This window comes from Amycolatopsis sp. NPDC059235 (assembly GCF_042754125.1).
In the GTDB taxonomy this organism is placed as follows: domain Bacteria; phylum Actinomycetota; class Actinomycetes; order Mycobacteriales; family Pseudonocardiaceae; genus Amycolatopsis; species Amycolatopsis albidoflava.
In genome coordinates, this window is the sequence record NZ_JBHZAG010000026.1 from 18,385 (window position 1) to 43,127 (window position 24,743).

The following is a 24,743-nucleotide window of genomic DNA, read 5'->3' on the forward strand; positions in this document are numbered from 1 at the left end:
CGGCTTCGAGTCAGGACAGGATCGATCCGCCGAAGTCGTCGTCATCGTCCGACGAGCTCCGGCGGCGGCGTTGCTGCTGAGGCGGTTGAGGAGGTGGCGGCGGGGCTGCCGAGCGCGGAGGTGCCGGCGGGGCGGAGCCTGGTTCTTCGGCGTCCTCCGGAAGGAACCGGCGCACCCGGTCCGGTTCGGGCTGGCCGTCTTCCTCGGCGGGCGGCGCGGGGAACGTCCGCTGCGCGTCGGCCACCAGCGTTTCCGTGGTCTGGTCGCCGCCGACGGTTTCCGCCGCGGCCTGCTGCAACAGTTCGGGGATCCGGGCCTGCGCGCGCTGCACGAGCCGCATCACCTCGGCGGAGACGTCGGCCATCTTCTTGCCTGCCGCGGAGTCCGCGAGCACCAGGTTCTTCAGCAACCCCTTGGCGTCTACGGTGACCTCGACCGCACCGTCCTTCGACCGCTCGGTGACGGTTTGGCCTTGCATGCGCTCGGCCATCGCCTGATAGCGGGCAGCGGTCTGCTGGAGCTGCTTCGTCCAGCCCTCGACCATCTGCTCGCTGGCGTCGATGCTGTCGGGCATCGGGCCCCCTTCTCCACGGTGACTTCTCCAGAATGACGGACGCGCGACCCCGTCGGTTCCGCGCGGTTCCGATTTGTCCGCGCGACGCCGTTCCCCATGTGTTGATGACTACTGTACGCGAACTTCTGGTAGCGCGCCGTAATAAAACCGGCCCGTCCGCGAAACTCGCGGACGGGCCGGGGAAGGGAGGGAGCGGGTCAGAGATTGCCGCGGCGCTCCTGCTCCCGTTCGATGGCCTCGAACAGGGCCTTGAAGTTGCCCTTGCCGAAGCCGAGCGAACCGTGCCGCTCGATGAGCTCGTAGAACACGGTCGGCCGGTCGCCGATCGGCTTGGTGAAGACCTGCAGCAGGTAGCCGTCCTCGTCGCGGTCGACCAGGATCCGGTGCTCCTTCAGCGTTTCGATCGGCACGCGCACCTTGCCGATCCGGGCGCGCAGCTCGGGGTCGTCGTAGTACGAGTCCGGGGTGTCGAGGAACTCGACGCCCGCTTCGCGCATCGCGGTGATGGTGGCGATGATGTCGTTGGTGGCCAACGCGATGTGCTGGCAGCCGGCGCCCTCGTAGAACTCGAGGTACTCGTCGATCTGCGACTTCTTCTTCGCGATCGCCGGCTCGTTGAGCGGGAACTTGACCCGGTGGTTGCCGTTCGACACCACCTTGCTCATCAGCGCCGAGTAGTCGGTGGCGATGTCGTCGCCGACGAACTCCGCCATGTTCACGAAGCCCATGACGCGGTGGTACCAGTCGACCCAGTAGTCCATCTTGCCGAGTTCGACGTTGCCGACGCAGTGGTCGACCGCCTGGAACAGCCGCTTCGGCGCGCCCTCGGGCCGCTTGACGGTGCCCTCGCGCGGCTCGTAGCCGGGCAGGTAGACGCCGTTGTAGCGGGACCGGTCGATCAGCGTGTGCCGGGTCTCGCCGTAGGTCGCGATGGCCGCGCGGCGGATCGTGCCGTGCTCGTCGGAGACGTCGTGCGGCTCCTCGAGGATCGTCGCGCCCTCCTTGCGGGCGTGCTCGATGCACTTGTCGACGTCGGTGGTCTCCAGCGCGAGGTCGATCACGCCGTCGCCGTGGCGGCGGTGGTGGTCGAGCAGCGGGGAGTCCGGCTTCACGCCGCCGGTGATCACGAAGCGCCCGGAACCGGACTTGAGCACGAAGGCCTTGTGGTCGAGCTGGCCCGTTTCGGGGCCGGAGTACGCGACCAGCTGCATGCCGAACGCGACCTGGTAGAACCACGCGGTCTGGGTCGCGTTGCCGGCGATGAACACCACCGCGTCGAGGGCCTTGACCGGGAACGGGTCGGTCGAGGCGTCGTGGTCCACCAGTCCGACGAGCTGGCGGAGCTGGTCATAGCTGACGTCGTCGAGTGCGCCGTGCGGATCCATCGTGGAGGTCATGCATTGAGCATGAGTTGCGCCCGGCAAGCTGCGCAACGGTTTCCGTTTCAGCTGGACAATGTGTTCAGCTTATCCTGGAGAAGCTCGGTCATCTTGGACAACCTGTGCAGGGAGAAAACCGGTGCTTGACTCGCTCGACGCGCGGCTGCTGCTGTTGCTCACCGACTCGCCGCGCCTCGGCGTGCTCGAATGCGCGCGCCGGCTCGGCGTCGCGCGCGGCACCGTGCAGGCGCGGCTGGACCGGCTGACCGAACGCGGCATCCTCGGCGGCTTCCCGCCCGAACTCGATCTGGCCGCGATGGGGTACAGCCTCACCGCGTTCGCCGTGCTGGAAATCGCGCAGGGCAAACGCGCCGGCGTCGCGGAGGCACTGGCTGCGATCGACGAAGTGTGCGAAGTACACGCCACCACCGGACAAGGCGACCTCTTCGTACGCCTTGTCGCGCGAGATAACGACGATCTGCAACGCGTCATCGACGAAGTGGTCGGCGTGCCGGATGTCTTGCGTACGTCGACTTCGATCGCACTGTCGACACCAGTGCCGCCGCGAGTGCGGCCGTTGCTCGAACGAACGGCTAGGACACGTACGTGAGATAGCGCTTCGCGGAGCGCTGTACGACGTTATGGGCGTCTGTACGCACGATGGCGTCCCACCACGCGCCGTAGAGCGCGTCGAATGCGTACGGCTCCAACAGTTCCGCGGCGTGCCGTACGACGCTCGGCCGCTCCGGGACGAGGTTCGGGTAGCTGTACATGAAAGCGACGTGCGTACGGTCCGGAATGACCTGCACGATGTCGCCGGTCAGCAGCGCGCCGCGGCCTTCCTCGCCGTCCGGCCAGTGCATCACGGTGCCGCCGGGGAAGTGCACGCCGAGGTTGATCAGCTGGAGATCCGGCGAGACGTCGAGCGTCGTGCCGGTCCACAGCTGGATCGACGGGTCCGGGCGGCCGATCCACTGCTGGTCGTTCTCGTGCAGGTAGACCGGGACATCGAAGGCGTGCGCCCATTCGACCATCGTCGTGTAGTAGTGCGGATGGCTGATCGCGATGCCGGTGATGCCGCCGAGTTCGGTGATCTTGCCGATCAGCTCGTCGTCGAGGTAAGCGGAACAGTCCCAGAGGAAGTTGCCGCTCGCCGCGCGGACCAGCAGCGCGCGCTGGCCGATCGCGAACCGCGGATCCGAGCCGACGCCGATGAGACCCGGCCCCTGCTCCTCGACCCGAGGTTTGAGGCCAGTGTCCGCGCGGAGCGTCGCCAGGTCAGTCCACTGCTGCCCGCCCGGCGGGACGTATTGGCGCTCGTCCTCGCAGATCGGGCAGTCCGCGCGCGGGGCGGCGTACTGCGTCCCGCAGGTCAGGCAGAGCGGTCGGGTGTTCATCGGTGTCCTCCAGTGGTTTTGCTGAAAGACACGCTAGACCGCCGAACGCGCGCCGGGCCACGGAAATCCGGGCGGGCGCGCGTTCGGCGGAAACGAGTCAGGACTCGCTGTAGGGCACCGCCTTGACCAGGGTGACCTTCATGGTCTTGCCGTTCGGCAGCTCGTACTCGCGGGACTCGCCCTCCTTGGCGCCGAGCAGCGCCTTGCCGAGCGGCGATTCGGGGGAGTACACGTCGAGCGCGCCCTCGGCGCCTTCCTCGCGGGTGGCGAGCAGGAACTTCTCCTCCTCGTCGTCCCCGTCGTACTTGACGGTGAGCACCTTGCCGGGGCCCGCCGTGCCGTCGTCGTCCGGAGCCTCGCCGACCTTCGCGTTGCGCAGCAACTCCTGGAGGTGCCGGATCCGGGCTTCGGCCTGGCCCTGCTCTTCGCGGGCCGCGTGGTAGCCGCCGTTCTCCTTGAGGTCGCCCTCTTCGCGGCTGTCGTTGATGCGGGCGGCGATGACCGGACGATTCTCGATCATTTCGTCGAGCTCGTGCTTGAGCCTGTCGTAGGCATCCTGGGTCAGCCAGGTCACCTTGGTGTCGCTCACGGTCACCATCTCCTCGTAGGGCCTGCCAGGCTTGGGTGTACAAGCCGGCCACCGCGTAACGCACGCGGCTGAGATAAAGGAAAAACACGGCCCGTCGGGGGCCGTGCTGGTGTACGAGCGTATCACGGCAGGACAGGTCGACGCCGGTCCATTTCACGCCGCGCGGACGCTCGCCGCGCATTTCACTCCGTTGGCCGCTACGGGGTTGACAGATAGCGTGGTATGGAATACGAGCAGCCGAACACGTCTGAGGTCACCGGGGCTCCGATGCTCTTCACCACTGTGCTCACCCTGCTGTGGCCGGCCCCGGCGGGGACCAGCACCTCCCGGCGGCCGCTTTCCGCGCCGGATTTGTCGCGCACCCGGACGACGCACACGCCGGGCTTCCTGTCGTCGTCCCGCGTGACGTTGATGGTGACTTCCATCGCGTCGTTCGGCAGCTCTTTGAAGCCGATGCGCTCCGCGTCGATCGGGGTGCTGCCGAGATTGAGGTAGTAGATCCAGCCGATCGCGCCGCTCACGACCAGCGCGACGGCCACGAAAAGCCACCTCCGCCAGCGCTTCGACGGCTTGCCCTTGCCCGCGGTGCCGTACCGGTCCGCGGGCCGCGCCGCAACGGCGTCGCCCTCGGCGGTCACGGTCTCCCCGCTCTGCAAATCCGGGCCTCCGGTCAAACTTGTCGTACCCCTGGGGACAATAGGCAGTGCGGCCGGTCCGGGGCACCACCCTGGTCGAGTATCCGCGATCCGTTCCGGCAGCGCGGAGCCGGGGCGGTTTACCGCGGCGCAACCAGGTGTCACGGAATAACAGGACAGGAAAGGGCCGTTCGGACCATGGTGGGAGCCGACGAGCTGACAACAGAAGACCGCAAGCAGCGACTGCGCCTGATGGCGGTGCACGCCCATCCCGACGACGAGTCGAGCAAGGGCGCCGCCACCATGGCCAAATACGTCGCCGACGGGCACGAGGTCATGGTCGTGACCTGCACCGGGGGCGAGGCGGGCAGCATTCTCAACCCGGCGATGGACCGGCCGGACGTGCTGGCGAACATGACCGAGATCCGCCGCGAGGAGATGGCGCGCGCGGCGAAGATCCTCGGCGTGAGCCACCGCTGGCTGGGCTTCATCGACTCCGGGCTGCCCGAGGGCGACCCGATGCCGCCGGTGCCGGAAGGCTCGTTCGCGGTCATCCCGCTGGAGGAGTCCACCGAGGCACTGGTGCGCGTGATCCGGGAGTTCCGTCCGCACGTCATCACGACGTACGACGAGAACGGCGGCTATCCGCACCCGGACCACATCCGCACGCACGAGGTGTCGATGGCGGCCTTCGACGCGGCGGGCGACCCGGAGCGGTTCCCGGAGGCGGGCGAGCCGTGGCAGCCGCTCAAGCTGTACTACATGCACGGGTTCTCCAAGGCCAGGATGGTGGCGTTCGACACCGCGCTCAAGGAGGCCGGCCTGGAGTCGCCGTACGAGGAGTGGCTCAAGTCCTGGGACCCGGACCGCGCCGACATCATGGAGCGGGTGACGACCCGGATCGAGTGCGGGGAATACTTCGAGGTGCGCGACGAGGCGCTGAAGGCGCACGCCACGCAGATCGACCCGACCAGCCGCTGGTTCGCCGTTCCGCTGGAGATCCAGCGCGAGGTGTGGCCCACTGAGGAGTACGAGCTGAACCGCTCCCTGGTGGACAGCACGCTGCCGGAGGACGATCTGTTCGCAGGCATCAAGGAGAAGGTGAGCCCATGAGTTTCGGTGTGCCGGCCGTCGCGGTCGTCCCGCTCACCGCGTCGGCGCTGGTACTGGCCCAGCAGCCGGACAGCGGGGACAACGGCGGCCAGGGCGAGGACTTCGGCAAGTCCTCGCCGGTCGGCCTGCTGGTGCTGATCCTGTTCCTGGTCGCGGTCGTCTTCCTGGTCCGGTCGATGAGCAAGCACCTGAAGAAGGTGCCGCAGAGCTTCGACAAGGAAGAGGCCGCTTCGGAGACTGAGGCAACCGCTGAGGCTGAGCAGGCCGAAGCGGAGCCGGAAGCACCGGCTGCGGAGAAGGAGCCGGACGCTGCGGCGGCCAAGAAGAGCGACTGACCTCCGGCGGCGGGCCGGAGCTAACCGGCCAGCCCGTCGCGGAGGGCGGCGATCTTGCCCGTGAGCAGGCTGTCCTCGCCGGGCAGCACCGTGATGTACCGGTTTTCCTCGGGCCCGGACACCTCGAACGCGACGCGGCCGTCGGTGAGGTCGAGGTAGCTCAGCGGCCCGGCTTCAGCGCGCCCTGGCCGGGCCGGTTCGCGCACCGCGACGGTCATCTCGCCGACGCCGAACCAGGTCTGCTGGAACAGCGCGTCGACCGCGCGGGCGGCGGTGCCGCGGTCGTCGGAAAGCTCCGCCTGGAAGTCCTCCTGAGGCAGGGAGAAGGCGCTCAGCTGGGCCGGCCGGTACCGCGGCAGGCTCGCGACCAGCGCACCGGCCGGCGTGCGGGTTCCGTCGAGCACCTTCAGCCGCACCCGGTCGCCGGAGCACAACGCCTTCACGCCGGTCCGGCCCCGGACGGCGACCAGCACGCCGTAGCGAGTGTCCTGGTTCTCGACGTGGGCGACGTACTCGGTGTCGGCGCGGCCGAGCGCGTACAGCACGTCTTCGAATTCGTCGGCGAACCGGCCGTGTTCGAGCAAGCCCAGCCAAGCCAGCTCGTTGCGGATGGCCTCGTCGAGCCGTTGCTCCTCCGGTGTGAACCGGAGACGGCCGGAGAACACCGGATGCGGCTCGTCGAATCCGGCGTCCCGGAGCGCGCCGAGAAGGGCGTCGAGGGACAGCTCGGTCGCGCGCACCGCTGATTCCTCCCGACGGCCTAGTCGGCCGGCCGGTCCCCGATCACCGGAGGCGTCGGTTTGAGGTCGCTCGTGCCGAATACGTCCGGGTCGGTTTCTCGGAGGTAGGGCGGGGCGGTTTTCTCCTTGTCTTCTTCTCTGTTTTTGCCGGGTATTCCGCTGCCGAGCATGGTGCCGGGTTTCCCTGATTTTCCTGCTGTGCCTGGGGTCCCGGCGGTGCTGCCGCGCGCCGGTACCGATTCGTCGGGTGCGCGGGCGCCGATTCGGTTTCCCGCGCCGAATCCCTGGTTTGTGCTGCCTCCGGTTCCTGGTTCAGGATCGAATCCGCTGGTGCCGAGAGGGTTGATCGACTGGCCCGAGGGACCGAATTGATAACCAGGTGGCAATGCGGCTGAGCTGGGAGTGAAGGAACTGATCCGAGTCGTACCCGGCGCTGGGGTCGCTTCGGAAGGGGCTGTCTGGGGTCTGCTTTTCGTCGCGTCAAGTTCGCCGCTGCTTGGGTGATTCATTGGGTGATCGCTGCTCGGCTCGGGCATCGGCGCACGCGGTTTCGGAACGTCTGCGCCAGGAGGCGGCTCGATCGCGTCAGGACGGTGGCTGTCGGGCGGTTTGCCGCTCGGCCCGCCGGGACCCTCGACCGGCTTCGGCGGCGCGCTGATGCTGGTGCTGGCGAGTTCGACGGACGCGCCGGTGTCGTTCAACTCCGCGTAGCGCGCCGGAATCCGATCGGAGTTCGTCCCCGTCGTCGAGTGATAGCCGGTGTAGGCGTCGACGTTGTGCTGGGCGTCGGCCTGCCACTGGTCGAGTTTGCCGAAGTAACCAGGCCTCCCGTTGAGCGAGTCGTAGACGTCCTGTGCGGTGATTTCCGGCCGGTCGCCGACTGGTCGAACCGTGTTCTTGATGGCCTGGAAGGCCGACAATTGCCCGTCCGCCGCGTTCTGGGCGAACACCAGGTTCGCGCTGTGATCCACTGAGGCGGCCAGCAGCGGGGCGGCCGAATTCGCGGCTTCTTCCGCGGAAGCGCCCTGCCAACCGGCGCGCACCTTCTCCACGAGACTGGCGATTTCGTCGGCGCGATCCAACAGCCGCTCGCTGAGTTCCTTCGCGGCTTGCTGGGTGTTCCCCAGTGATTCCGGTCCCGGCCCTTCGGTGATGAGGTGGTAGATCTCCGCGGGGGTCAACGATCGACCGGCCATCAGCGTCCTCCTCGCAGATTGCCGAGTACTTTTTCCGCCACGTCGCGGGCGGATTCGCACGGATCCTTCTCTCCTTTGTGCGCGGCCGACTGGGTGATCGACACGACTACCGTTTCGCGGTCGCTGGTCCCCATCGCGACGTCGCATTCGCCGCGGCTCGCGCGGGGATCGTCTTCCCCGTAGGCGACGACGGGATACCCGTCGATGGGCGCGAGGGGAAGGAAGAACGGGTAAGCGCCGCCCTTGGCGCGATAGACCGACGTCAAGCCCAGTTTGTTGATGTTGGGGTACAAGACCGCGATGATTGCCTGGGCGAACCAGCCGCAGGCCGGTCCGACCGGGCCGTGCGGGTCTGGGTGGATCCGCGGGCGGTCGCCGAGGAGGACCGAGATTTGCGCTGAGGTCAGGGTTTCACAGGGATTCTGCTTGAACCGCGTGATGTCGAGGGGGCTCGGCACCTTCGGCACGCCAGGGCCGGGAACCTCCTCGGCCGCGGCACTGCTCGGGGTCGGCGAATTGCCGGCGCGCGCGGCCGGGACGGGCTGGCCAGGGGCAGTGCTCGTGCAGCCGGCGGCGCACAGGGCGATTGTCATGAGTGCGAGGGCGCGTCTCACAGACTTCCCCCGGATTTTCCGAGTTCGGCCGAGTGCGCGTCCTCGGCGGCCGTGTATTTGCCGAGCGCTTTGTGGTATTTCGCCACCTGGTCGCGGCAGTACTGCTCGCACTGTCGCAGCGAGGCTTGCAGTGCTAGTCCGGATCTTTGGAACACGGTCGCGTTGTCGGTGCTGGAAAAATCGCCCGCAGGCGGCTGAGTTTGCTCGACAACGCGCGCGTAGAGTCGGTCAAAATGGTATTTCTCGGCGAGATTCTTGTAGATCTCCTCGAGTTCTCGCAGTGTCTTTTCATCGTACGCGTACCCGTCGCCCAGCAACGGCGCGATCGCCATCGTCTCGATCGACTCGCCGCCATACCTCCGCGCCGGAGGCAGATGGGACTGCTGACTGTCGGCCACGATGTACGCCTCCCCTTGCGTAGATCGTTCCGGGTCCGCCGGGCCCAGACCTGTGGTCACCCTCTGACACCGGATAGTTACTGTAGTCGCCGCGATTAAGCCTGTCTGCAAATGCGAACTGCAAATCGCAGCCGAGTTCGCGGATTGTGGACTTGAGCAGGACGACTGTCCTGCCGTCAACAGCAAGCTTCACTCGAACGTCTTAAGTGGCAGACACCAGAGGAGTGGCGGCAGCCTGTGTCAGCGCCGTTCCGCCAGTTGCTCGTCGTAAAGGCTTTCCGGCGGCAGATGCTTGCCTGCCGACCTGATCTCGCCGCTCCGGTGGCCCGGCTGCGGCTTGCTCTGCGTTCCGGTGCACCCGAGCGCCCAGTTGTGCGCAGTTGGCGGATTCTCCACGAGATACGAGCCGACACCGCAGTTCCACAGCACCGAATTCGCGCCCGCCCAGCCTTGGCCGCTGCCCATCCACTGCCGGTCGGACAGCTGGAGATGTCCCGACGGCGGGCTCATCGTGACGTCGTCGTAAAGCGTCCCGCTGGCCCAGCGCTGGTGCGGGCCGGCGTCGAGGATTCGGGAGCCGGTGTTGGTCGCGGTGCAGCGGCTGACCACGTTGGGGCCGGGCACCCTGGCCTGCGTGACCCAGGCGTGCAGGTTGCTGCCGGTGACGGTGCATTGCCGCACCAGGGTTTCCTGGCCGCTGATCGTGTAGGCGGCCGGCTGGTCGTGGATGTCCTGCGGAACGGACTCGTCGAGGGACGAGGTGCGCAGCAGGCTGACCCGAAGCGCGTTCTGCCCGATCCCGAAGGCTGAACCGAAATGATCCGCGACCACGTCGTCGATCCAGCTGTCCTGTGCGGTATCCACGGATACCAGCTGGGACTTGAAGAAACCGTCGTGGTGCCAGCCGGGATCCTGCTCGAACTCGGCGCCGTCGGCGGACAGGTGCGCGAGGCCGGAACCGCTGATCCGGCCGGGATACGAGTACCGGGTCACCGTGGCGTGGGTGTACTGGCTTTCCAGCGCGTTGGTCAGAGGCACGTCGAACTTGACGGTTTTGCCGTTGACAGCGGTGATTGTCCGGTCAAACTGCAGCCCGGCGTTCGGTGTCCACTGCTTGCTCGGAGTGCCGTCCGGCCGCGGCGGGATTTGGTCCATGCCGATCGCGTGAATCCACGCCTGTTCCTGCGGGCGCTGCACGATGACGTGGTCGCCGACGTGCAGGGACGAGGCATCGCTTACGTCCAGCTGCTCCGCGCCGACCGGGACGTAGTCGCTGGTGACCGGAACCGCCGAACCGGCCGAGGTGCGCGAACCGGTGCCAGCGATCGTGACCAGCGTGTGCAGTTTTCCTGCCGCGACCAGCTTGGTCCCGTTCGCTCCGCTGCCCGCGCCGCGCAGTTCGACGTTGCTGGTGCCGATCTGCAGAGTGCCTTCGAGCCGGTAATCGCCGGCCGCCAGCTGGACCGCGCCGGGCTTGCCGCTGCTCGCGACCTGGTTGATGGCCTGCTGAATACGCGCGGTGTCGTCGCCGGACGGCTGCGGTCCGACGGTCGCCGCGACTGGCAGCTCAGGCGGGGCATCGCCGTTGCGGTAGCCGACGCGGGAGAAGTCGGGGATCCGGTTGCCCTGCGCGTCGGTGCCGTAAGCGAGGCGGCCGTTGGCGAAGGTGATCCAGTTCGGGGCCGCGGATGCCGCGTGGACACTGCAACCGGACAAACCGAGACATCCGATGAATGCGATCGCGGCGACGGGGAGTATTGAGCCTGCGCGGGGGAATCGCTTCATGGGAGCGGACTCTAGCGATCTTCGTGCCGCGCGACAAAGGTCGATCGTCGCATTCATCGGACTTCTCCGCGAATGCTCGGTTCTTCAACCGGCAATCTCCCGAAGGGCGCGAACGTGGATGTTCCACGCTTTTCGGCCTTGCGGAGTCAGCGAAAGGTAGGTGCGCGGCCGTTTGCCGACGAAGATCTTGCGCACCGCGACGTACCCCGCCGCCTCGAGCGTCGAGATCTGCTTGGACAGCACCGAATCGGAGATTTCCACCGCGTCTCGGACCGATCTGAAATCGGCTTCGTCGACCGCCGCGAGGCTCGCGGTGATGGAGAACCGGATCGGCGAGTGGATCACCGGATCGAGCGTCAGCCTGGGGTGATTCATCGACGGCCACGCGTTTCGAGCCAGGCGGCCAGCGTGAACGGGATCCCGCTGAACAGCGCGGCGGGCACCCACCAGGCCGGGTTTCCGGCGAAGCTGACCTGTCCGAGCGGGACCGCGATCGCGATGACCAAACCGACGCTTGCGCCGAGGATCGCGTACTGCGCACGCTGGCGACGGCCGACCACTGGACGGGTCGCCGAGTAGATGATGAACACGAAAAGCGGGGCCAGGCTGCCCGGCATGAGCAGCATCCCCACGCTCGCGAGGCCGCCGGTCAGCAGGATGACCGCTTCGAGCACGCCGAGCGCCAGCAACGCTTTCGGATGCCACCGGCCTTGCGCGAGCACCTTCGACGACGCTGATTCAGCAGTGTGCAACGCCTGCTCGGCCGCGGTCCTGTCCATGACGAGCCCCCCTGTCCAGCGCATGTCAAGGTAGCAAGTACTTTCCAAGTTGGAAAGTACCGGTGCCGCGGGGAGGGGTCTCGTGCGGCATGAGGCACACTCGGCACCATGTCGAACCGCCTCGCCGACGCGACGTCCCCGTATCTCCTGCAGCACGCCGGGAATCCGGTCGATTGGTGGGAGTGGGGCCCGGAAGCGCTGGCTGAGGCGCGCCGTCGCGGGGTGCCGATTCTGCTGTCCGTCGGGTACGCCGCCTGCCACTGGTGTCACGTCATGGCGCACGAGTCCTTCGAGCACGAGGGCACCGCGACGCTGATGAACGCGCATTTCGTCAACATCAAGGTCGACCGCGAGGAGCGGCCGGACATCGACGCCGTCTACATGGCCGCCACGCAGGCCATGACCGGTCAGGGCGGCTGGCCGATGACCTGTTTCCTCACGCCCGAGGGCGAGCCATTCCATTGCGGCACTTACTATCCGCCCGCGCCGCGACCGGGGATTCCGTCGTTCACGCAGCTGCTGGTGGCAGTCGCCGAGGCGTGGGAGGAGCGGCCGGACGACCTGCGCGAGGGCGCGAAACAGATCGTCGGGCATCTTGCTGAGCAGAGCGGTCCGCTGAAGGAATCGGCCGTCGACGCCGAGGCATTGGCCCAGGCGGTCGCGAAACTTGCGCAGAAGGCAGACTCCGTGCACGGCGGTTTCGGTGGCGCGCCGAAGTTTCCGCCGTCGATGGTGCTGGAGTTCCTGGTGCGCCACCACGAGCGCACGGGCTCGGCGCAGGCTCGCGAACTTGCCGAGTCGGCAGCGGACGCGATGGCTCGCGGCGGGATCCACGACCAGTTGGGCGGCGGGTTCGCGCGCTACTCCGTGGACGCGGAGTGGATCGTTCCCCACTTCGAGAAAATGTTGTATGACAACGCTTTGCTGCTCCGAGTGTACGCGCATCTGGCGCGCCGCGGGTCGGAGTCGGCGCGGCGGGTGGCGGAAGGGATCGTCCGGTTCCTCGAGCGCGATCTGCTTACGCCGCAAGGAGGTTTCGCGGCGTCGCTCGATGCGGACACCGAAGGCGTCGAGGGATTGACCTACGTGTGGACTCCCGCGCAGCTCAACGAGGTACTCGGCGAGGACGGTCCGTGGGCGGCTGAGCTTTTCAGCGTCACCGAAGACGGTACGTTCGAAGAAGGCGCGTCGACTCTTCAACTGCGGACAGATCCGGAAGATTTCGACCGATTCGAGCGCGTCCGGCAAGCGTTGCTCGAAGCGCGGGCGGAGCGTCCGCAGCCAGGACGGGACGACAAGGTAGTCGCGGCGTGGAACGGCCTCGCGATTTCCGCGCTGGCCGAAGCGGGCGTCGCGCTGGAACGTCCACAGTGGATCGAGCTGGCTCGCGACGCGGCGTCGCTCCTGCTGGACCTGCACCTCGTGGACGGACGCCTCCGTCGCAGCTCGCGGGACGGCGTGGTCGGGACTCCGGTCGGGGTGCTGGAGGATTACGCCTGCCTCGCCGACGGCCTTCTCGCCCTCCACCAGGCCACCGGCGAACCCCGCTGGCTCACCGAAGCGACCCGGCTGCTCGACGTCGCCCTGGCGCATTTCGCGTCGGACTCCGCGCCGGGTGCGTATCACGACACCGCCGACGACGCGGAAGTCCTCGTGCAGCGTCCGTCCGATCCGACGGACAACGCGAGCCCGTCCGGTGCCTCGGCGCTGGCCGGCGCGCTGCTCACCGCGTCCGCGCTGGCCGGGCCGGACCAGGCGGCGCGATACCGCGATGCTGCTGAACTCGCGTTGCGGCGCGTCGGCCTGCTCGCCGCGCGGGTGCCGCGCTTCGCCGGGCACTGGTTGTCCGTGGCGGAGGCGGCGCAGTCCGGACCGGTGCAGGTCGCGGTCGTCGGCGCGGACCGGGCGCAGTTGGTCACTGCCGCCGCGCAACACATCCACGGCGGCGGGATCGTGCTCGGTGGCGAGCCGGACACGTCCGGCGTCCCGCTGCTGGCCGACCGGCCGCTGGTCGACGGAGAGGCGGCGGCGTACGTGTGCCGCGGCTACGTCTGCGAACGCCCGGTGACCGCGGCGGACCAGCTCATCGCCCAGCTCTGACGAATTCCGCCCCTGGTGAACGCGGTACCCACCTGGGTGGAATCGGCGTAGCTTCAGTAGTGACGTAATCATGTAATCAAGGATGGTGGACGTCATGGGGCGAGGTTGGAAAGGCCGGGGCTGGCAGCAGGCCGAGGCGCCGTCGGCGGACGACGCGGCGGCGTGGTTCGGCGGACGGCTCCCGGACGGCTGGTTCACCGGCGACCCGGAAATCACCGTGGACCGCGAAGAGATCCTGATCGTGGGCGAACTGCCCGCGCTGACCGGCGAGTACGCCGACGACGCGGCCCGCGCGGCCGCGGAGGACGGGCGGATCAGCCGGTTCCGCGAGGAAACCCGCGACGAGCGCATCGAAATCGCCCGGCAGGCCGAGCACCGCTACCAGCGCAAGGTAGCGTGGGGCGCGAAGCTGGGCGGTACGACGGTGCACTTCACGACGTTGTCGGTGCCGGTGATGACCCGGCTGCGGCAACCCGAACGGCTGGTCCTCGACACGCTCGTGGACGCCGGCGTCGCGCGGTCGCGGTCCGAGGCGCTGGCCTGGGCGGTGCGGCTGGTCGGCGACCACGCGGACACCTGGCTGACAGAGCTGCGCGAGGCGATGACCAAGGTCGACGACCTGCGGTCGAAGGGGCCCGACCTGGGCTGAGCTGCGGGACTTCCTCCGCTGCGGCAGGCTGGTGGCAGCCTGCTGTATCGGAGGAACCGTGGACGTCCCTGCTGTGCCCGCGAAAGTGGATCCGGACGCGTTGACCGCAGTCCTCGACGGACGCTGGGCCGGGCTGAAGCGCGACGTGCGCGCCCAGATGAGCGAGGAGAAGTTCCGGGACACGATCGGCCTCGACGTCGAGGCGCATCGCGTCCAGGTGCTGGACCAGCTGCGGAAACTCGCGGAAACGGACCGCCCCGCGCTCGGCTTCGACGCCGCGTACGGCGGCCTGAGCGACGTCGGCGGTTCGGTGATGTCGTTCGAGATGCTCGGCTACGGCGACCTGTCGCTGATGGTCAAGGCCGGCGTGCAGTGGGGCCTGTTCGGCGGTGCGGTGCAGCTGCTCGGCACCTCGTCGCACCACGAGAAGTACTTGCGCCGCATCATGAACCTGGACCTGCTCGGCTGCTTCGCGATGACCGAACACGGCCACGGTTCGGATGTCCAGCACCTGCACACCACGGCGACTTACGACTCTTCCACGCACGAATTTGTCGTGCACAGCCCGGATCCCGGCGCTACCAAGGAATACATCGGCAACGCCGCCCGCGACGGACAACTCGCGGTGGTCTTCGCACAGTTGCTGACTGGGGGCGAATCCCGTGGCGTACACGCGTTCCTGGTCCCGATCCGCGACGATTCCGGCGCTCCCGCCCCGGGCGTCACCATCGCGGACTGTGGCGTAAAAGCGGGCTTGAACGGCGTCGACAATGGACGGTTGACCTTCGATCAGGTCCGCGTGCCAAGGGAAGCGCTGCTGAACCGTTTCGGCGACGTAGCCGAGGACGGCACCTACACAAGCCCGATCGAGAGCGACGGCCGCCGGTTTTTCACCATGCTGGGCACGCTCATCCGCGGCCGCGTGAGCGTCGGCGGAAGTGCCGGATGCGCCACCCAACGAGCCCTGACCCTGGCAATCCGCTACGGCGACCAGCGTCGGCAGTTCCAGCGCCCGGAGGGCGACGAGGTGGTCATCCTCGATTACCTGGGACACCAACGGAAACTGCTGCCAGCTTTGGCGAAGACCTACGCGCTGCACTTCGCGCAGGAAGAGCTGGTCGCCGCCCTGCACGACATCGCCGCCGATGCACCGGAAGAAGAACAACGCGAACTGGAATCCCGAGCCGCCGGCCTGAAGGCCCTGAACACCTGGCACGCGACCGCGACCATCCAAACGGCCCGCGAAGCCTGCGGCGGCAGCGGGTATCTGGCGGAGAACCTGCTGGCTGGCCTGAAGGCCGACACGGACGTCTTCACCACCTTCGAAGGCGACAACACTGTGTTGTTGCAGCTGGTGGCGAAGGGCTTGCTGACGCAGTACAAGGAGCATTTCGAGGACCTCAGCCCCCTGGCGACCGCGCGGTTCGTTGCCGAGCAGTTGGTCGACACCGTCATGGAACGTTCGGCCGCGAGGCGGTTCCTGGAACGCCTTACTGAGTCCGATGACGCTTCAGTGCTCTTCGACCGTGAGTGGCAACAGCGTCTCTTTGAGGATCGTGAAGAGCATGTGCTGAGCGGCGTGGCCAACCGTCTCCGGCGGGCTGCTTCGGATCCTTTCGGCGTCTTCAACTCCGTACAGGACCATGTGCTGCTCGCTGGCCGCGTACACGTGGACCGCTTGATTCTCGACGCCTTCGCCCGCGCTGTCTCCACCTGTAGTGACCCGGATGCGGCTGTGCTGCTTTCGCGGCTCTGCGACCTGTACGCACTGTCGACGATCGAAGCAGACCGCGCGTGGTTCCTTGAGCACGGCCGGATCACCGCGAGCCGCTCCAAGGCGGTGACCGCGGCGGTTAACGCGCTGTGCGGGGCTTTGCGGCCACATGCGCGGACGTTGGTGGATGGGTTCGCGGTTCCGGAGCAGTTCCTGGCAGCCCCAATGCTGAACGGCTGATCTCGGTACGCTTGGCGAGGTGTCGAAAATCTTCGGAGATCATGCCGAGCGATACACGAGCTTTGCCGAGAACAGCGGGCCGAACGCACACTACGACCGCCCAGCGATCATGCGTCTCGCCGGTGAGGATCGCGAGGAAACGCGTGGGCGCTCGCGCCAGGTTCGAGACCGCGGACCTGAACGAGCCGCTGACCATGGTGCCGAGCACCTCGGCGGACGTGGTGGTGGCGTCGCTGGTCCTGCACTACGTCGCGGACTGGGGGCCGCTGCTCGCTGAACTGCGGCGCTGCCTGAAACCGGGCGGCGTGACGGTGACCGGGCAGATGTACCGCCGCCCGGTGTCGGCGGTCTTCACGTCGCTGCTGGAAGCCGGATTCGCGATCGACGCGGTCGAGGAACCGCAGCCGACGCCGGGGATGGAAGACGCAAAGCTGGCAGAGATCTTGCGGGCGCAACCGGTGTTCTTGTTCGTGCGGGCGGTGCGCTAGGCGTACATCGCCAACCGGATCGCGACGACGTGGCTTTGCATTGCTCGATCAGCTTGGCACGGAAGCCGGTGGTGGACCGTCGGCGCCGGTGGACTCGCCAGGACCTCGCGACGTTAATCGCAGTGCTTGTCTCTCTCGTCAGGGAGCGACAGCGTGGAACGCGATGCGTTCGATCATCGCGTCCAGCCCGGCTTCCAGCGCCGCAGTGCTGCGCTGGGCCTGCGCGAGGAGCAAGCCGCCCTGCAGTGCGGCCATCATCGCCAACGCCAGGCGGTGCGGGTCGGCGTCGTCGCGCAGCACGCCCCGGTCGAGCATGTCCTGCAGGCCGTCGCGGATCGCATCGGTCCACAGGGTGAAGCCCTCCGCCAATGCGGTGCGCGCGGCAGGGTCGTGTTCAGCGAGTTCGCTGGTCAAGCTCCCGAGCGGGCAGCCGCCGCGGCAGTCGAGGTCGTGTTCGATCTGCACGATCGCGTCTCGCCAGTCGCGCAGTGCCGCGAAGCTGTCCAGGCGGGAGAGGAGCACTCGCTGTCCGGTCAGGATGCGGGCCGTCTGGAACTCGATCACCGCGCGGGTGAGAGCGCTCTTGTCCGCGAAGTAATGGTAGATCTGCGACGAGCTGACCCCAGCCGCGTCCCGGACGTCGGGAGTGCTGGTGCCGGCGACGCCGCGTTCGAACATCAGCTGTGCGGCGGCGGCGACGATCCGTTCACGCGTAACGAGCCCGCGGGTCGTCCGTTTCGTCGCGCCGGCGCCCGCGGCAGCCGGGGTCACGGTCTCGCTCACCCCTGCAGGATACGGAAGTGAGCCAAAACTGGATTTGACTATCCAGTCTGCCGTCGGTACTACTGGATAGAGCAATCCAGTTTGAGGTTTGGCCCCTGCCCGTGAAGCACCTCCCGCGTCCGAAAGGCTTGCCGTGACCACCATCAACAGCACCATCGCCGAGCGGTTGTCCGCCCTGCACCAGGGCCTCGCCGGTCAGCTGCCAGCCGAGGCCCTGGCGGCTTTCGGCGGCGAGCAGGCGGAACTGGACGCCGCCGGCTTGCCCGAGGGCGTGCTCGCCGCAGGTGCGGCGATGCCCGACGGAGAGCTGCTCGACGCTCACGGCAACCCGGCGACGCTCGAATCCGCCCGGCACGGCAGGCCCGCTGTGGTCGTGACCTACCGAGGCGCGTGGTGCCCGTACTGCAACGTGGCGCTGCGCTCCTACCAGGAGCAGCTCGTGCCCGTGCTCGCCGAACGGGGCGTCGAACTGATCGCGATCAGCCCGCAGAAGCCAGACGGCTCGCTGTCCATGGCGGAGAAGAATGAGCTGACCTTCGCCGTGCTCTCCGACCCCGGCAACCAGATCGCCGCCGCGCTCGGCGTGCTCACCGCCCCCACCGAAAGCGCTCGCGCCGCGCAGGCAGCTCTCGGCCTGGACCTCACTGCGGCCAATGCCGACGGCAGCCATGGCGTACCGATGCCGACGGTCGTCCTGGTCGACGCCGAGGGCACGATCCGGTGGATCGATGTGCACCCCAACTACGCCACTCGCACTGAGGTCCAGGAGATCGTGACAGCGCTCGATCTGCTCTGAACGCCACGACCTCTTTCCGGGGAAGCGGGCGCCGTTTCGGAAACGACTCAGGCCGCCTCCGCGAAGCGTGACGGCTCGGAGGCGGCCTGAGAGGGCAGATCCAGCTAGGAGTACATCGCCAACCAGATCGCGATGTAATGCGACACCGCCGCCAACACCGTGCAAGCGTGGAAAAACTCGTGGTACCCAAACGTGTCCGGCCAGTGATTCGGCCACTTCACCGCGTAAAAAACCGCCCCCACGGTATAAAACAGGCCGCCCACGCAAAGCAGCACCAAAGCCGCGACCCCGGCATGGCTCAGCAGTTCCGGCAGGACGAACACCGCGACCCACCCGAGGGCGATGTAGATCGGCACCCCGAGCCAGCGCGGCGCGTGCGGCCACAGCATCTTCATCGCCACGCCGAGGACCGCGCCGCCCCAGACGATGGCTAGGACGATGTATCCGGTCGGCTTCGACATGGCCAGCAGGGTGAACGGGGTGTACGTGCCGGCGATGAAGAGGAAGATCATCGAGTGGTCGGCGCGCTTCATCCACTTGTACGCGCGCGGGCTCCACAGCCTGCGGTGATACAGCGCGCTCACGCCGAAAACGCCCAGCACGGTGAGGCCGTACACGGACGTCGCCAGCGCGGCCACCCCGGAAACCGTCGAGGCGGCGAGGCTGATCAGCGTGGCGGCGCCGGCGACCGCGCCGAAGAACGACCAGAAGTGGATATGGCCGCGCAGCCGGGGGCGAGTGTCCTCGGGGACAGGTGGGGGCTCGATCGTCACGCTCACCGAGCCAAGGCTACGGGACCGTAGGTTTTTCGCCAGCCCCCGTGGCGCGTCACACCCTTACTCCAGGGGTGCGTACGCTCGGGCGACGTGAGCCTCCGGTCCTTCATGTCCGACGTCGTATACAGCGTCTACAGCCGCCGACTGATCCAGCAGTCGGCAGGCCGTCATCCTCGGCATATCGCGATCATGCTCGACGGCAATCGCCGCTGGGCCCGCGAGGCCGGGTTCGCCGATGTGGCCGACGGGCATCGCGCCGGGGCCAAGAAGATCGCCGACTTCCTCAGCTGGTGCCAGGAGGCCGAGGTCGAGGTCGTGACGATGTGGCTGCTGTCCACCGACAACCTCAACCGCGATCCGGACGAGCTCACGCCGCTGCTGAAAATCATCACCGACGTCACCGACGAACTCGCCGGGGCCGAGGCGCCGTGGCGGCTGCGCATCGTCGGCGCGCTCGACCTGCTGCCGCTCGAGGTGGCGCAGAAGCTCACCGCCGCCGCGGCGCGGACCGAGAACCACTCGGGCATGGAGGTGAACATCGCGGTCGGCTACGGCGGACGGCAGGAGATCGCCGACGCCGTCCGAAAACTTCTCCTGCAGCACGCCGACGAGGGCACTTCGATTCGCGAACTCGCGAAAATCCTCGACGTCGACCACATCTCGGAACATCTGTACACCTCCGGCCAGCCGGATCCGGAGCTGATTATCCGAACGTCCGGTGAACAGCGGCTTTCCGGATTTCTGCTCTGGCAGTCCGCGCATTCGGAATTCTGGTTCACCGAGGCTTACTGGCCGGCATTCCGGCGCGTCGATTTTCTCCGCGCGATGCGCGACTACGCCTGGCGGCATCGCCGGTTCGGAGTCTGAGCGGCGAACCGGCCCGGCGGACCCACCCAGCCGGGCCGGTCAACCCGGCCGCGAACGCCGCGAAGGCCCCGGAGCCGGGCTCCGGGGCCTTCGCGTCAAGACGGCTCAGCCGTGGTGGTGCTCCATCGAGTGGGCCACCAGCGCCGGGGTCAGCGCGACGCCGGTGTAGGCGCCGGCGACCAGCGAAGCGGCACCGTAGCCGAGCGCGCCGCCGCCCTCGATGAAGGTGGCGTAGGCGTCGCCGAACGTCGGGTCCGGAGCGCCCTGGGTCGCGGCCGGGGAGGCGAACGCCGTCCCGCCGATCATCATCAGACCCGCGGCGGCACCGGCGACAATTCCAGCCTTCTTCAGCACTTCGCACACTCCTAGGTAGAGATACTGGGATTCGGGGCACCGGAGTGTTCCGGTGGTGTGTCCCGCAGTAAGGAAATTACCCCCGAATGGCCTCTAGCGAATGGTGCGTACGCCCATTGTGTGAGCGCTTGAAGGCCCAGTTCACTCGGACCGGTTCAGTGTCCAGGACGCGAAATGCATTCCGGTCTTGCGCGTGGTACAAGGCCCTTTACCTGGGAATTGCCTGCACTCGGTGATTAATTTTCCATGATCATCCATTTGTGCGACCCCCCGATCGCCGGACCCGGTGACGCTGAGTGAGCACTGTGGACACTCTGTTGCGGGCGACCGACGGTGGGATGACGAATCGGCGAATCACCTGTGTGGCTGCCTGCACGACGGGGCGGACGTAGGTACCTTCCGGGATAGAGGGCTCGCGTTCCGTGCGGGTTCTCGCGGGAGGCCCTGGTCGTGGCGTTGATCGAGGGGGCGGCTCAGCCGCCCACGAGATGCACGAGGGGGCCGGCACCCGGCCCTCGTGGCCGTGCCGCCTGACGCAGCCAGCGTCAGGGAGTGCGGACCCAGCCAGGGAGGTGCCCGGCCCAGCGAGTGCGGGCGTGGGGTGCACACGCCCTCGAGGGAGATGCCGTCGTGACTGCGCAGCGTTCACCCCGCAAGGCCTCAGGCCGTTCTTCGACCGGTGCCCCGGCGCCGGAGAAAGCCTCGATCTCGCCCGAATCCCCACGCATCACTTATGTGCTCGACACGTCGGTGCTGCTCTCTGACCCGTGGGCGGTCACCCGGTTCGCCGAACACGCGGTGGTGCTCCCGCTGGTCGTCATCAGCGAACTGGAGGCCAAGCGCCACCACTCCGAACTGGGCTGGTTCGCCAGGGAATCCCTCCGGCTGCTGGACGATCTCCGGCTCAAGCACGGCAGGCTCGACGCCCCGATCCCGATCGGCGACCAGGGCGGCACCCTGCAGGTGGAGCTGAACCACACCGATCCGTCCGTCCTCCCGGTGGGCTTCCGCACCGACTCGAACGACCACCGCATCCTCGCGTGCGCGCTCAACCTCGCGACGGAGCAACCGCAGGTCGTCCTGGTGACGAAGGACATCCCGCTGCGGGTCAAGGCGGGTGCCGTCGGGCTCACCGCGGACGAGTACCGGGCGCAGGAGGTCACGCCGTCGGGCTGGACGGGCATGGCGGACGTGGACGCTCCCCAGGAGCTGATCGACGCGCTCTTCTCGGGCGGTTCGGCGGATCCGGCGGAGTTCGGGCTCGGCGAGGTGGGCGAACTGCCCTGTCACACCGGGCTGCGGCTGCTCGCGGGCAGCTCCAGCGCGCTCGGCCGGGTCACGGCGGACAAGCGGGTGCGGCTGGTGCGCGGCGATCGCGAGGCGTTCGGCCTGCACGGCCGCTCGGCCGAGCAGCGCGTGGCGCTCGACCTGCTGCTGGACTCCGACGTCGGCATCGTCTCGCTCGGCGGGCGGGCGGGCACCGGCAAATCGGCACTGGCGCTGTGCGCGGGCCTGGAGGCGGTGATGGAACGCCAGCAGCACCGCAAGGTCGTGGTGTTCCGTCCGGTCTACGCGGTCGGCGGCCAGGATCTCGGCTACCTGCCCGGGTCCGAGAGCGAGAAGATGCAGCCCTGGGCGCAGGCGGTGTTCGACACGCTCGGCGCGCTGGTCAGCCAGGATGTGCTGGACGAGGTGTTCGACCGCGGCATGCTCGAAGTGCTGCCGCTGACGCACATCCGGGGCCGCTCGCTGCACGACACCTTCGTGATCGTGGACGAGGCGCAATCGCTGGAACGCAACGTGCTGCTGACCGTGCTTTCCCGGCTCGGCTCGGCGTCGCGGGTGGTGCTCACGCACGACGTGGCCCAGCGCGACAACCTGCGGGTCGGACGGCACGACGGCGTCTCGGCGGTGATCGAGAAGCTGAAGGGGCACCCGCTGTTCGCGCACGTGACCCTGACCCGGTCGGAGCGCTCGCCGATCGCGGCGCTGGTGACCGAGATGCTGGAGGACCACGGCTGATCTAGTTCCGTGAAGGACTCCTTGAGGGAATCTGATTCCCTCAAGGAGTCCTTCACGGACTTGCTGCGGGGTTACCAGCCGGACGGCAGCGGGCGTCCCTCGGCGAAACCGGCCGCGGACTGCACGCCCAGCAGCGCACGCTCGTGGAACTCCTCCAGCGTGCGCGCGCCCGCGTAGGTGCAGGACGAGCGGACGCCGGAGCAGATCGAGTCGATCAGGTCCTCGACGCCGGGGCGGGTCGGGTCCAGCGCCATCCGCGACGTGGAGATGCCCTCCTCGAACAGCGCCTTGCGGGCGCGGTCGAAGACGTTGTCCGTGCGCGTGCGGGCCCCGACGGCGCGCTTCGACGCCATCCCGAACGACTCCTTGTACGGGCGGCCCTGCTCGTCGTACCGCAGGTCGCCGGGCGATTCGTGGGTTCCGGCGAACCAGGAGCCGACCATCGCCGCCGACGCGCCCGCGGCCAGTGCCAGCGCGACGTCGCGCGGGTGCCGCACGCCGCCGTCCGCCCAGACGTGTTTGCCCAGTTCGCGAGCGGCGGCCGAGCATTCCGCGACGGCGGAGAACTGCGGGCGGCCGACGCCGGTCATCATTCGCGTGGTGCACATCGCGCCGGGGCCGACGCCGACCTTGATGACGTCCGCGCCCGCGTGGATGAGGTCGCGGGTGCCCTCGGCGGTCACGACGTTCCCCGCCACGATCGGCACCTTCGGCGACACCGAACGGACCGCCTTGAGCGCGGCGATCATCTTTTCCTGGTGCCCGTGCGCGGTGTCGACGACCAGCGTGTCGACGCCCGCGGCCAGCACCGCTTCGGCCTTCGCCGCGACGTCGCCGTTCACGCCGACCGCGGCGGCGACGCGCAGCTTGCCCTGAGCGTCGGCGGCCGGCGTGTAGATCTCCGAGCGCAGCGCGCCCACCGCGGTGAGGACGCCGGCGAGGCGACCGTCGGCGTCGAGGCCGAGGGCGAGCCGTCCGCCGTGGCTGTGCAGAAGCTCGAAAACCTCGCGCGGCGGCGTGTCCAGCGGCACGGAGACGACGGCGGGTTCGGCGACGTCGGCCAGCCGCGCGAAGCGGTCGACACCAGCGCAGGCAGCCTCGTCGACGACGCCGACCGGCTTGCCGTCACCGTCGACAACGACGACCGCGCCGTGTGCTCGTTTGTGCACGAGGTTGAGGGCGTCGGCCACCGCGTCGCCGCCGGTGAGGACCAGCGGCGTGTCCCAGACGGCGTGGCGGGACTTCACCCAGGAGACGATTTCGGCCACTGCCTCGGTGTCGACGTCCTGCGGAAGCACGACGAGCCCGCCGCGGCGAGCGACCGTCTCGGCCATCCGCCGCCCGGCGACGGCCGTCATGTTGGCCACCACCAAGGGGATCGTCGCGCCGGTGCCGTCCACAGTGGACAAATCGACGCCGAAGCGGGATTCCACGTCCGAACGGTTCGGCAGCAGGAACACGTCGTCGTAGGTCAGGTCGTGAGCGGGCACGTGCCCATCCAGAAAGCGCACGAGTCACCAGGCTACGTGGCTTGCGCGCGAGACGCTAACCCGGCGTGGCGCGTGGAACAATGGCCGGGTGGACAGCCGTGATCGCGACGACCAGGGACGGGCGCGCAACGCCCGCCCGCGTGATGGTCTAGGCCGCCCGCTGCCGTATGGCTCCGACGGTGTGCCGCGCCAGCCCGAAGGCGTGCAGCGGACCCCGGCGGAGACCCTGACGGAGGCCCAGCACCTGCTGGACGCCGGTCGCCCGTTCCACGCGCACGAGGTGTTCGAGGACGCCTGGAAGGCGACGGACGGGCCGGAGCGGGAGTTGTGGCGCGGCCTGGCGCAGCTGGCGGTGGGGCTGACGCACGCGTTGCGGGGGAATGGGAACGGCGCGGTGGCGCTGCTGGAGCGGGGTGCGGAGAACATCGCGCCGTTCCGGGAGGAGCCGCCGCACGGGGTGGACGTGGCCGGGTTGCAGCGGTGGGCGCAAGCGCTTGCGGGCGAGGCTCGGGAGCGGGTTCGGGTGGTTCCGGAGGTTCCTCGGCTGGCTCGGTAGGCGGCTTCGTCGCGTCGCTCGGGCACGTGGCGGTTCGGGATGGCTGCGGAAAGGGCGGTTTGCTGGTCGGGCGAACTCTTGGCGGCCGGTGGTCGGCGTCGCGATCGAAGTAGCGGAAAGCGTGCTGTTGCTCGGCGGCGAGCCAGTCGCGACCCCCACGCGAAGCAGCCAGATCCGGCGGTGCGGCTTGGGGCGAGGCCTGGCGGGCCTGGGGTGCGGCTCGCGGACGATCCGACGGTGCGGCTCCGGCTCCAGCTGCTAGTGAGTCGCGGTCGATGCGTGGCGTCGCAGCCTGTGGTGATGATGCGAGCAGGCCTGGCGACGCGAGTCGATGCGGGCACGTGGGTGCCGAATTGGCTGGCCTAGCTGGCCGC

The 24,743-nt window shown here is 68.2% G+C and carries 27 protein-coding genes; 11 read left to right on the forward strand and 16 right to left on the reverse strand.

Annotation, left to right across the window (positions count from 1 at the left end; all coding sequences use genetic code 11):
- Positions 1 to 10 precede the first annotated feature (10 nt).
- The gene (locus tag ACFXI3_RS19005) at positions 11 to 574 is read right to left on the reverse strand and encodes a YbaB/EbfC family nucleoid-associated protein (protein WP_378400826.1); all 564 of its coding nucleotides are present in this window, start codon (positions 572 to 574) and stop codon (positions 11 to 13) included.
- Between the two features lie 197 nt (positions 575 to 771).
- On the reverse strand, positions 772 to 1,971 hold the full coding sequence (hppD, locus tag ACFXI3_RS19010; RefSeq protein ID WP_037816724.1) for a 4-hydroxyphenylpyruvate dioxygenase: 1,200 nt from the start codon (positions 1,969 to 1,971) through the stop codon (positions 772 to 774).
- Between the two features lie 121 nt (positions 1,972 to 2,092).
- Here hppD and ACFXI3_RS19015 point away from each other — a divergent pair, with 121 nt between their 5' ends.
- Positions 2,093 to 2,563, forward strand: a complete 471-nt coding sequence (locus ACFXI3_RS19015; protein ID WP_009083170.1) for an Lrp/AsnC family transcriptional regulator — start codon at positions 2,093 to 2,095, stop codon at positions 2,561 to 2,563.
- Here the strand turns inward: ACFXI3_RS19015 and ACFXI3_RS19020 are convergent.
- The 3 genes from ACFXI3_RS19020 to ACFXI3_RS19030 form a co-directional block, all read right to left on the reverse strand.
- Positions 2,547 to 3,350 (reverse strand): MBL fold metallo-hydrolase, encoded by an 804-nt coding sequence (locus ACFXI3_RS19020; protein WP_378400828.1) that lies wholly within the window; start codon positions 3,348 to 3,350, stop codon positions 2,547 to 2,549. The genes ACFXI3_RS19015 and ACFXI3_RS19020 overlap by 17 nt on opposite strands.
- A gap of 97 nt (positions 3,351 to 3,447) precedes the next feature.
- Positions 3,448 to 3,948, reverse strand: a complete 501-nt coding sequence (gene greA / locus ACFXI3_RS19025) for a transcription elongation factor GreA (RefSeq protein ID WP_037816721.1) — start codon at positions 3,946 to 3,948, stop codon at positions 3,448 to 3,450.
- A gap of 188 nt (positions 3,949 to 4,136) precedes the next feature.
- The gene (locus ACFXI3_RS19030) at positions 4,137 to 4,577 is read right to left on the reverse strand and encodes a DUF4307 domain-containing protein (RefSeq protein ID WP_378400830.1); all 441 of its coding nucleotides are present in this window, start codon (positions 4,575 to 4,577) and stop codon (positions 4,137 to 4,139) included.
- Between the two features lie 195 nt (positions 4,578 to 4,772).
- On the opposite strand from ACFXI3_RS19030, the gene mca reads away from it, so the two are divergent.
- Together mca and ACFXI3_RS19040 are read left to right on the forward strand one after the other, a co-directional pair.
- Entirely contained in the window at positions 4,773 to 5,687 is a 915-nt protein-coding gene (mca, locus tag ACFXI3_RS19035; RefSeq protein WP_344278116.1) for a mycothiol conjugate amidase Mca, read from the forward strand.
- Positions 5,684 to 6,022 (forward strand): hypothetical protein, encoded by a 339-nt coding sequence (locus ACFXI3_RS19040; RefSeq protein ID WP_378400832.1) that lies wholly within the window; start codon positions 5,684 to 5,686, stop codon positions 6,020 to 6,022. Before mca ends, ACFXI3_RS19040 begins: the two co-directional genes overlap by 4 nt.
- A gap of 20 nt (positions 6,023 to 6,042) precedes the next feature.
- Here ACFXI3_RS19040 and ACFXI3_RS19045 read toward each other — a convergent pair whose 3' ends face one another.
- From ACFXI3_RS19045 to ACFXI3_RS19075, 7 genes are all read right to left on the reverse strand, one after another.
- Positions 6,043 to 6,762, reverse strand: a complete 720-nt coding sequence (locus tag ACFXI3_RS19045; protein WP_378400834.1) for an ESX secretion-associated protein EspG — start codon at positions 6,760 to 6,762, stop codon at positions 6,043 to 6,045.
- Positions 6,763 to 6,782: 20 nt separating this feature from the next.
- Positions 6,783 to 7,958: a PPE domain-containing protein gene (locus tag ACFXI3_RS19050; protein WP_378400836.1), complete on the reverse strand. Its 1,176-nt coding sequence runs from the start codon at positions 7,956 to 7,958 to the stop codon at positions 6,783 to 6,785.
- Entirely contained in the window at positions 7,958 to 8,551 is a 594-nt protein-coding gene (locus tag ACFXI3_RS19055) for a DUF3558 domain-containing protein (RefSeq protein ID WP_344278127.1), read from the reverse strand. The genes ACFXI3_RS19050 and ACFXI3_RS19055 overlap by 1 nt, the downstream gene beginning before the upstream one ends.
- 17 nt (positions 8,552 to 8,568) lie before the next feature.
- Complete coding sequence (locus tag ACFXI3_RS19060) at positions 8,569 to 8,970, reverse strand: PE domain-containing protein (RefSeq protein WP_378400838.1); 402 nt, start codon at positions 8,968 to 8,970, stop codon at positions 8,569 to 8,571.
- A gap of 240 nt (positions 8,971 to 9,210) precedes the next feature.
- Positions 9,211 to 10,686, reverse strand: coding sequence for a hypothetical protein (locus ACFXI3_RS19065; protein WP_378400840.1), 1,476 nt, complete (start codon positions 10,684 to 10,686; stop codon positions 9,211 to 9,213).
- Between the two features lie 153 nt (positions 10,687 to 10,839).
- Positions 10,840 to 11,130: a transcriptional regulator gene (locus ACFXI3_RS19070; RefSeq protein WP_344278136.1), complete on the reverse strand. Its 291-nt coding sequence runs from the start codon at positions 11,128 to 11,130 to the stop codon at positions 10,840 to 10,842.
- Positions 11,127 to 11,534, reverse strand: coding sequence for a hypothetical protein (locus ACFXI3_RS19075; RefSeq protein WP_378400842.1), 408 nt, complete (start codon positions 11,532 to 11,534; stop codon positions 11,127 to 11,129). The genes ACFXI3_RS19070 and ACFXI3_RS19075 overlap by 4 nt, the downstream gene beginning before the upstream one ends.
- Before the next feature lie 108 nt (positions 11,535 to 11,642).
- Between ACFXI3_RS19075 and ACFXI3_RS19080 the strand changes: the two genes are divergently transcribed.
- The 4 genes from ACFXI3_RS19080 (at position 11,643) to ACFXI3_RS19095 (ending at position 16,725) form a co-directional block, all read left to right on the forward strand.
- Positions 11,643 to 13,634, forward strand: a complete 1,992-nt coding sequence (locus ACFXI3_RS19080) for a thioredoxin domain-containing protein (RefSeq protein ID WP_378400844.1) — start codon at positions 11,643 to 11,645, stop codon at positions 13,632 to 13,634.
- Between the two features lie 94 nt (positions 13,635 to 13,728).
- Complete coding sequence (locus ACFXI3_RS19085) at positions 13,729 to 14,283, forward strand: hypothetical protein (protein WP_378400846.1); 555 nt, start codon at positions 13,729 to 13,731, stop codon at positions 14,281 to 14,283.
- A gap of 58 nt (positions 14,284 to 14,341) precedes the next feature.
- On the forward strand, positions 14,342 to 16,237 hold the full coding sequence (locus ACFXI3_RS19090) for an acyl-CoA dehydrogenase (protein ID WP_378400848.1): 1,896 nt from the start codon (positions 14,342 to 14,344) through the stop codon (positions 16,235 to 16,237).
- A 143-nt stretch (positions 16,238 to 16,380) separates the two neighbouring features.
- Positions 16,381 to 16,725 carry a class I SAM-dependent methyltransferase gene (locus ACFXI3_RS19095; RefSeq protein ID WP_378400850.1) on the forward strand — a complete coding sequence of 115 codons (345 nt, stop codon included), beginning with the start codon at positions 16,381 to 16,383 and terminating at the stop codon, positions 16,723 to 16,725.
- Between the two features lie 138 nt (positions 16,726 to 16,863).
- Here ACFXI3_RS19095 and ACFXI3_RS19100 read toward each other — a convergent pair whose 3' ends face one another.
- On the reverse strand, positions 16,864 to 17,508 hold the full coding sequence (locus tag ACFXI3_RS19100; RefSeq protein ID WP_378400852.1) for a TetR/AcrR family transcriptional regulator: 645 nt from the start codon (positions 17,506 to 17,508) through the stop codon (positions 16,864 to 16,866).
- A gap of 133 nt (positions 17,509 to 17,641) precedes the next feature.
- On the opposite strand from ACFXI3_RS19100, the gene ACFXI3_RS19105 reads away from it, so the two are divergent.
- Positions 17,642 to 18,304 carry a peroxiredoxin-like family protein gene (locus ACFXI3_RS19105; protein ID WP_378400854.1) on the forward strand — a complete coding sequence of 221 codons (663 nt, stop codon included), beginning with the start codon at positions 17,642 to 17,644 and terminating at the stop codon, positions 18,302 to 18,304.
- Between the two features lie 104 nt (positions 18,305 to 18,408).
- Here the strand turns inward: ACFXI3_RS19105 and ACFXI3_RS19110 are convergent, their stop codons facing one another.
- Positions 18,409 to 19,083, reverse strand: coding sequence for a hemolysin III family protein (locus tag ACFXI3_RS19110; RefSeq protein WP_378400856.1), 675 nt, complete (start codon positions 19,081 to 19,083; stop codon positions 18,409 to 18,411).
- 105 nt (positions 19,084 to 19,188) lie between these two features.
- On the opposite strand from ACFXI3_RS19110, the gene ACFXI3_RS19115 reads away from it, so the two are divergent.
- Positions 19,189 to 19,947 (forward strand): isoprenyl transferase, encoded by a 759-nt coding sequence (locus ACFXI3_RS19115; RefSeq protein ID WP_344286267.1) that lies wholly within the window; start codon positions 19,189 to 19,191, stop codon positions 19,945 to 19,947.
- A gap of 105 nt (positions 19,948 to 20,052) precedes the next feature.
- Here the strand turns inward: ACFXI3_RS19115 and ACFXI3_RS19120 are convergent, their stop codons facing one another.
- Positions 20,053 to 20,301: a hypothetical protein gene (locus ACFXI3_RS19120; RefSeq protein ID WP_067576545.1), complete on the reverse strand. Its 249-nt coding sequence runs from the start codon at positions 20,299 to 20,301 to the stop codon at positions 20,053 to 20,055.
- A 735-nt stretch (positions 20,302 to 21,036) separates the two neighbouring features.
- Between ACFXI3_RS19120 and ACFXI3_RS19125 the strand changes: the two genes are divergently transcribed.
- Positions 21,037 to 22,323 (forward strand): PhoH family protein, encoded by a 1,287-nt coding sequence (locus ACFXI3_RS19125; protein ID WP_344286268.1) that lies wholly within the window; start codon positions 21,037 to 21,039, stop codon positions 22,321 to 22,323.
- Between the two features lie 71 nt (positions 22,324 to 22,394).
- Here the strand turns inward: ACFXI3_RS19125 and ACFXI3_RS19130 are convergent, their stop codons facing one another.
- Positions 22,395 to 23,834 carry a GuaB1 family IMP dehydrogenase-related protein gene (locus ACFXI3_RS19130; protein ID WP_344286194.1) on the reverse strand — a complete coding sequence of 480 codons (1,440 nt, stop codon included), beginning with the start codon at positions 23,832 to 23,834 and terminating at the stop codon, positions 22,395 to 22,397.
- Positions 23,835 to 23,901: 67 nt separating this feature from the next.
- Between ACFXI3_RS19130 and ACFXI3_RS19135 the strand changes: the two genes are divergently transcribed.
- A complete protein-coding gene (locus ACFXI3_RS19135) occupies positions 23,902 to 24,369 on the forward strand; it encodes a DUF309 domain-containing protein (protein WP_378400858.1) in 468 nt (155 codons plus the stop codon).
- Positions 24,370 to 24,743: the final 374 nt, after the last annotated feature.

Bases quoted from the DNA above. Each gene is read 5' to 3' on its own strand.
- ACFXI3_RS19005 (WP_378400826.1), bottom strand. From the start codon at position 574: ATGCCCGACAGCATCGACGCCAGCGAGCAGATGGTCGAGGGCTGGACG.
- hppD (WP_037816724.1), bottom strand. From the start codon at position 1,971: ATGACCTCCACGATGGATCCGCACGGCGCACTCGACGACGTCAGCTAT.
- ACFXI3_RS19020 (WP_378400828.1), bottom strand. From the start codon at position 3,350: ATGAACACCCGACCGCTCTGCCTGACCTGCGGGACGCAGTACGCCGCC.
- greA (WP_037816721.1), bottom strand. From the start codon at position 3,948: ATGGTGACCGTGAGCGACACCAAGGTGACCTGGCTGACCCAGGATGCC.
- mca (WP_344278116.1), top strand. From the start codon at position 4,773: ATGGTGGGAGCCGACGAGCTGACAACAGAAGACCGCAAGCAGCGACTG.
- ACFXI3_RS19040 (WP_378400832.1), top strand. From the start codon at position 5,684: ATGAGTTTCGGTGTGCCGGCCGTCGCGGTCGTCCCGCTCACCGCGTCG.
- ACFXI3_RS19050 (WP_378400836.1), bottom strand. From the start codon at position 7,958: ATGGCCGGTCGATCGTTGACCCCCGCGGAGATCTACCACCTCATCACC.
- ACFXI3_RS19055 (WP_344278127.1), bottom strand. From the start codon at position 8,551: ATGACAATCGCCCTGTGCGCCGCCGGCTGCACGAGCACTGCCCCTGGC.
- ACFXI3_RS19070 (WP_344278136.1), bottom strand. From the start codon at position 11,130: ATGAATCACCCCAGGCTGACGCTCGATCCGGTGATCCACTCGCCGATC.
- ACFXI3_RS19075 (WP_378400842.1), bottom strand. From the start codon at position 11,534: ATGGACAGGACCGCGGCCGAGCAGGCGTTGCACACTGCTGAATCAGCG.
- ACFXI3_RS19080 (WP_378400844.1), top strand. From the start codon at position 11,643: ATGTCGAACCGCCTCGCCGACGCGACGTCCCCGTATCTCCTGCAGCAC.
- ACFXI3_RS19085 (WP_378400846.1), top strand. From the start codon at position 13,729: ATGGGGCGAGGTTGGAAAGGCCGGGGCTGGCAGCAGGCCGAGGCGCCG.
- ACFXI3_RS19115 (WP_344286267.1), top strand. From the start codon at position 19,189: ATGTCCGACGTCGTATACAGCGTCTACAGCCGCCGACTGATCCAGCAG.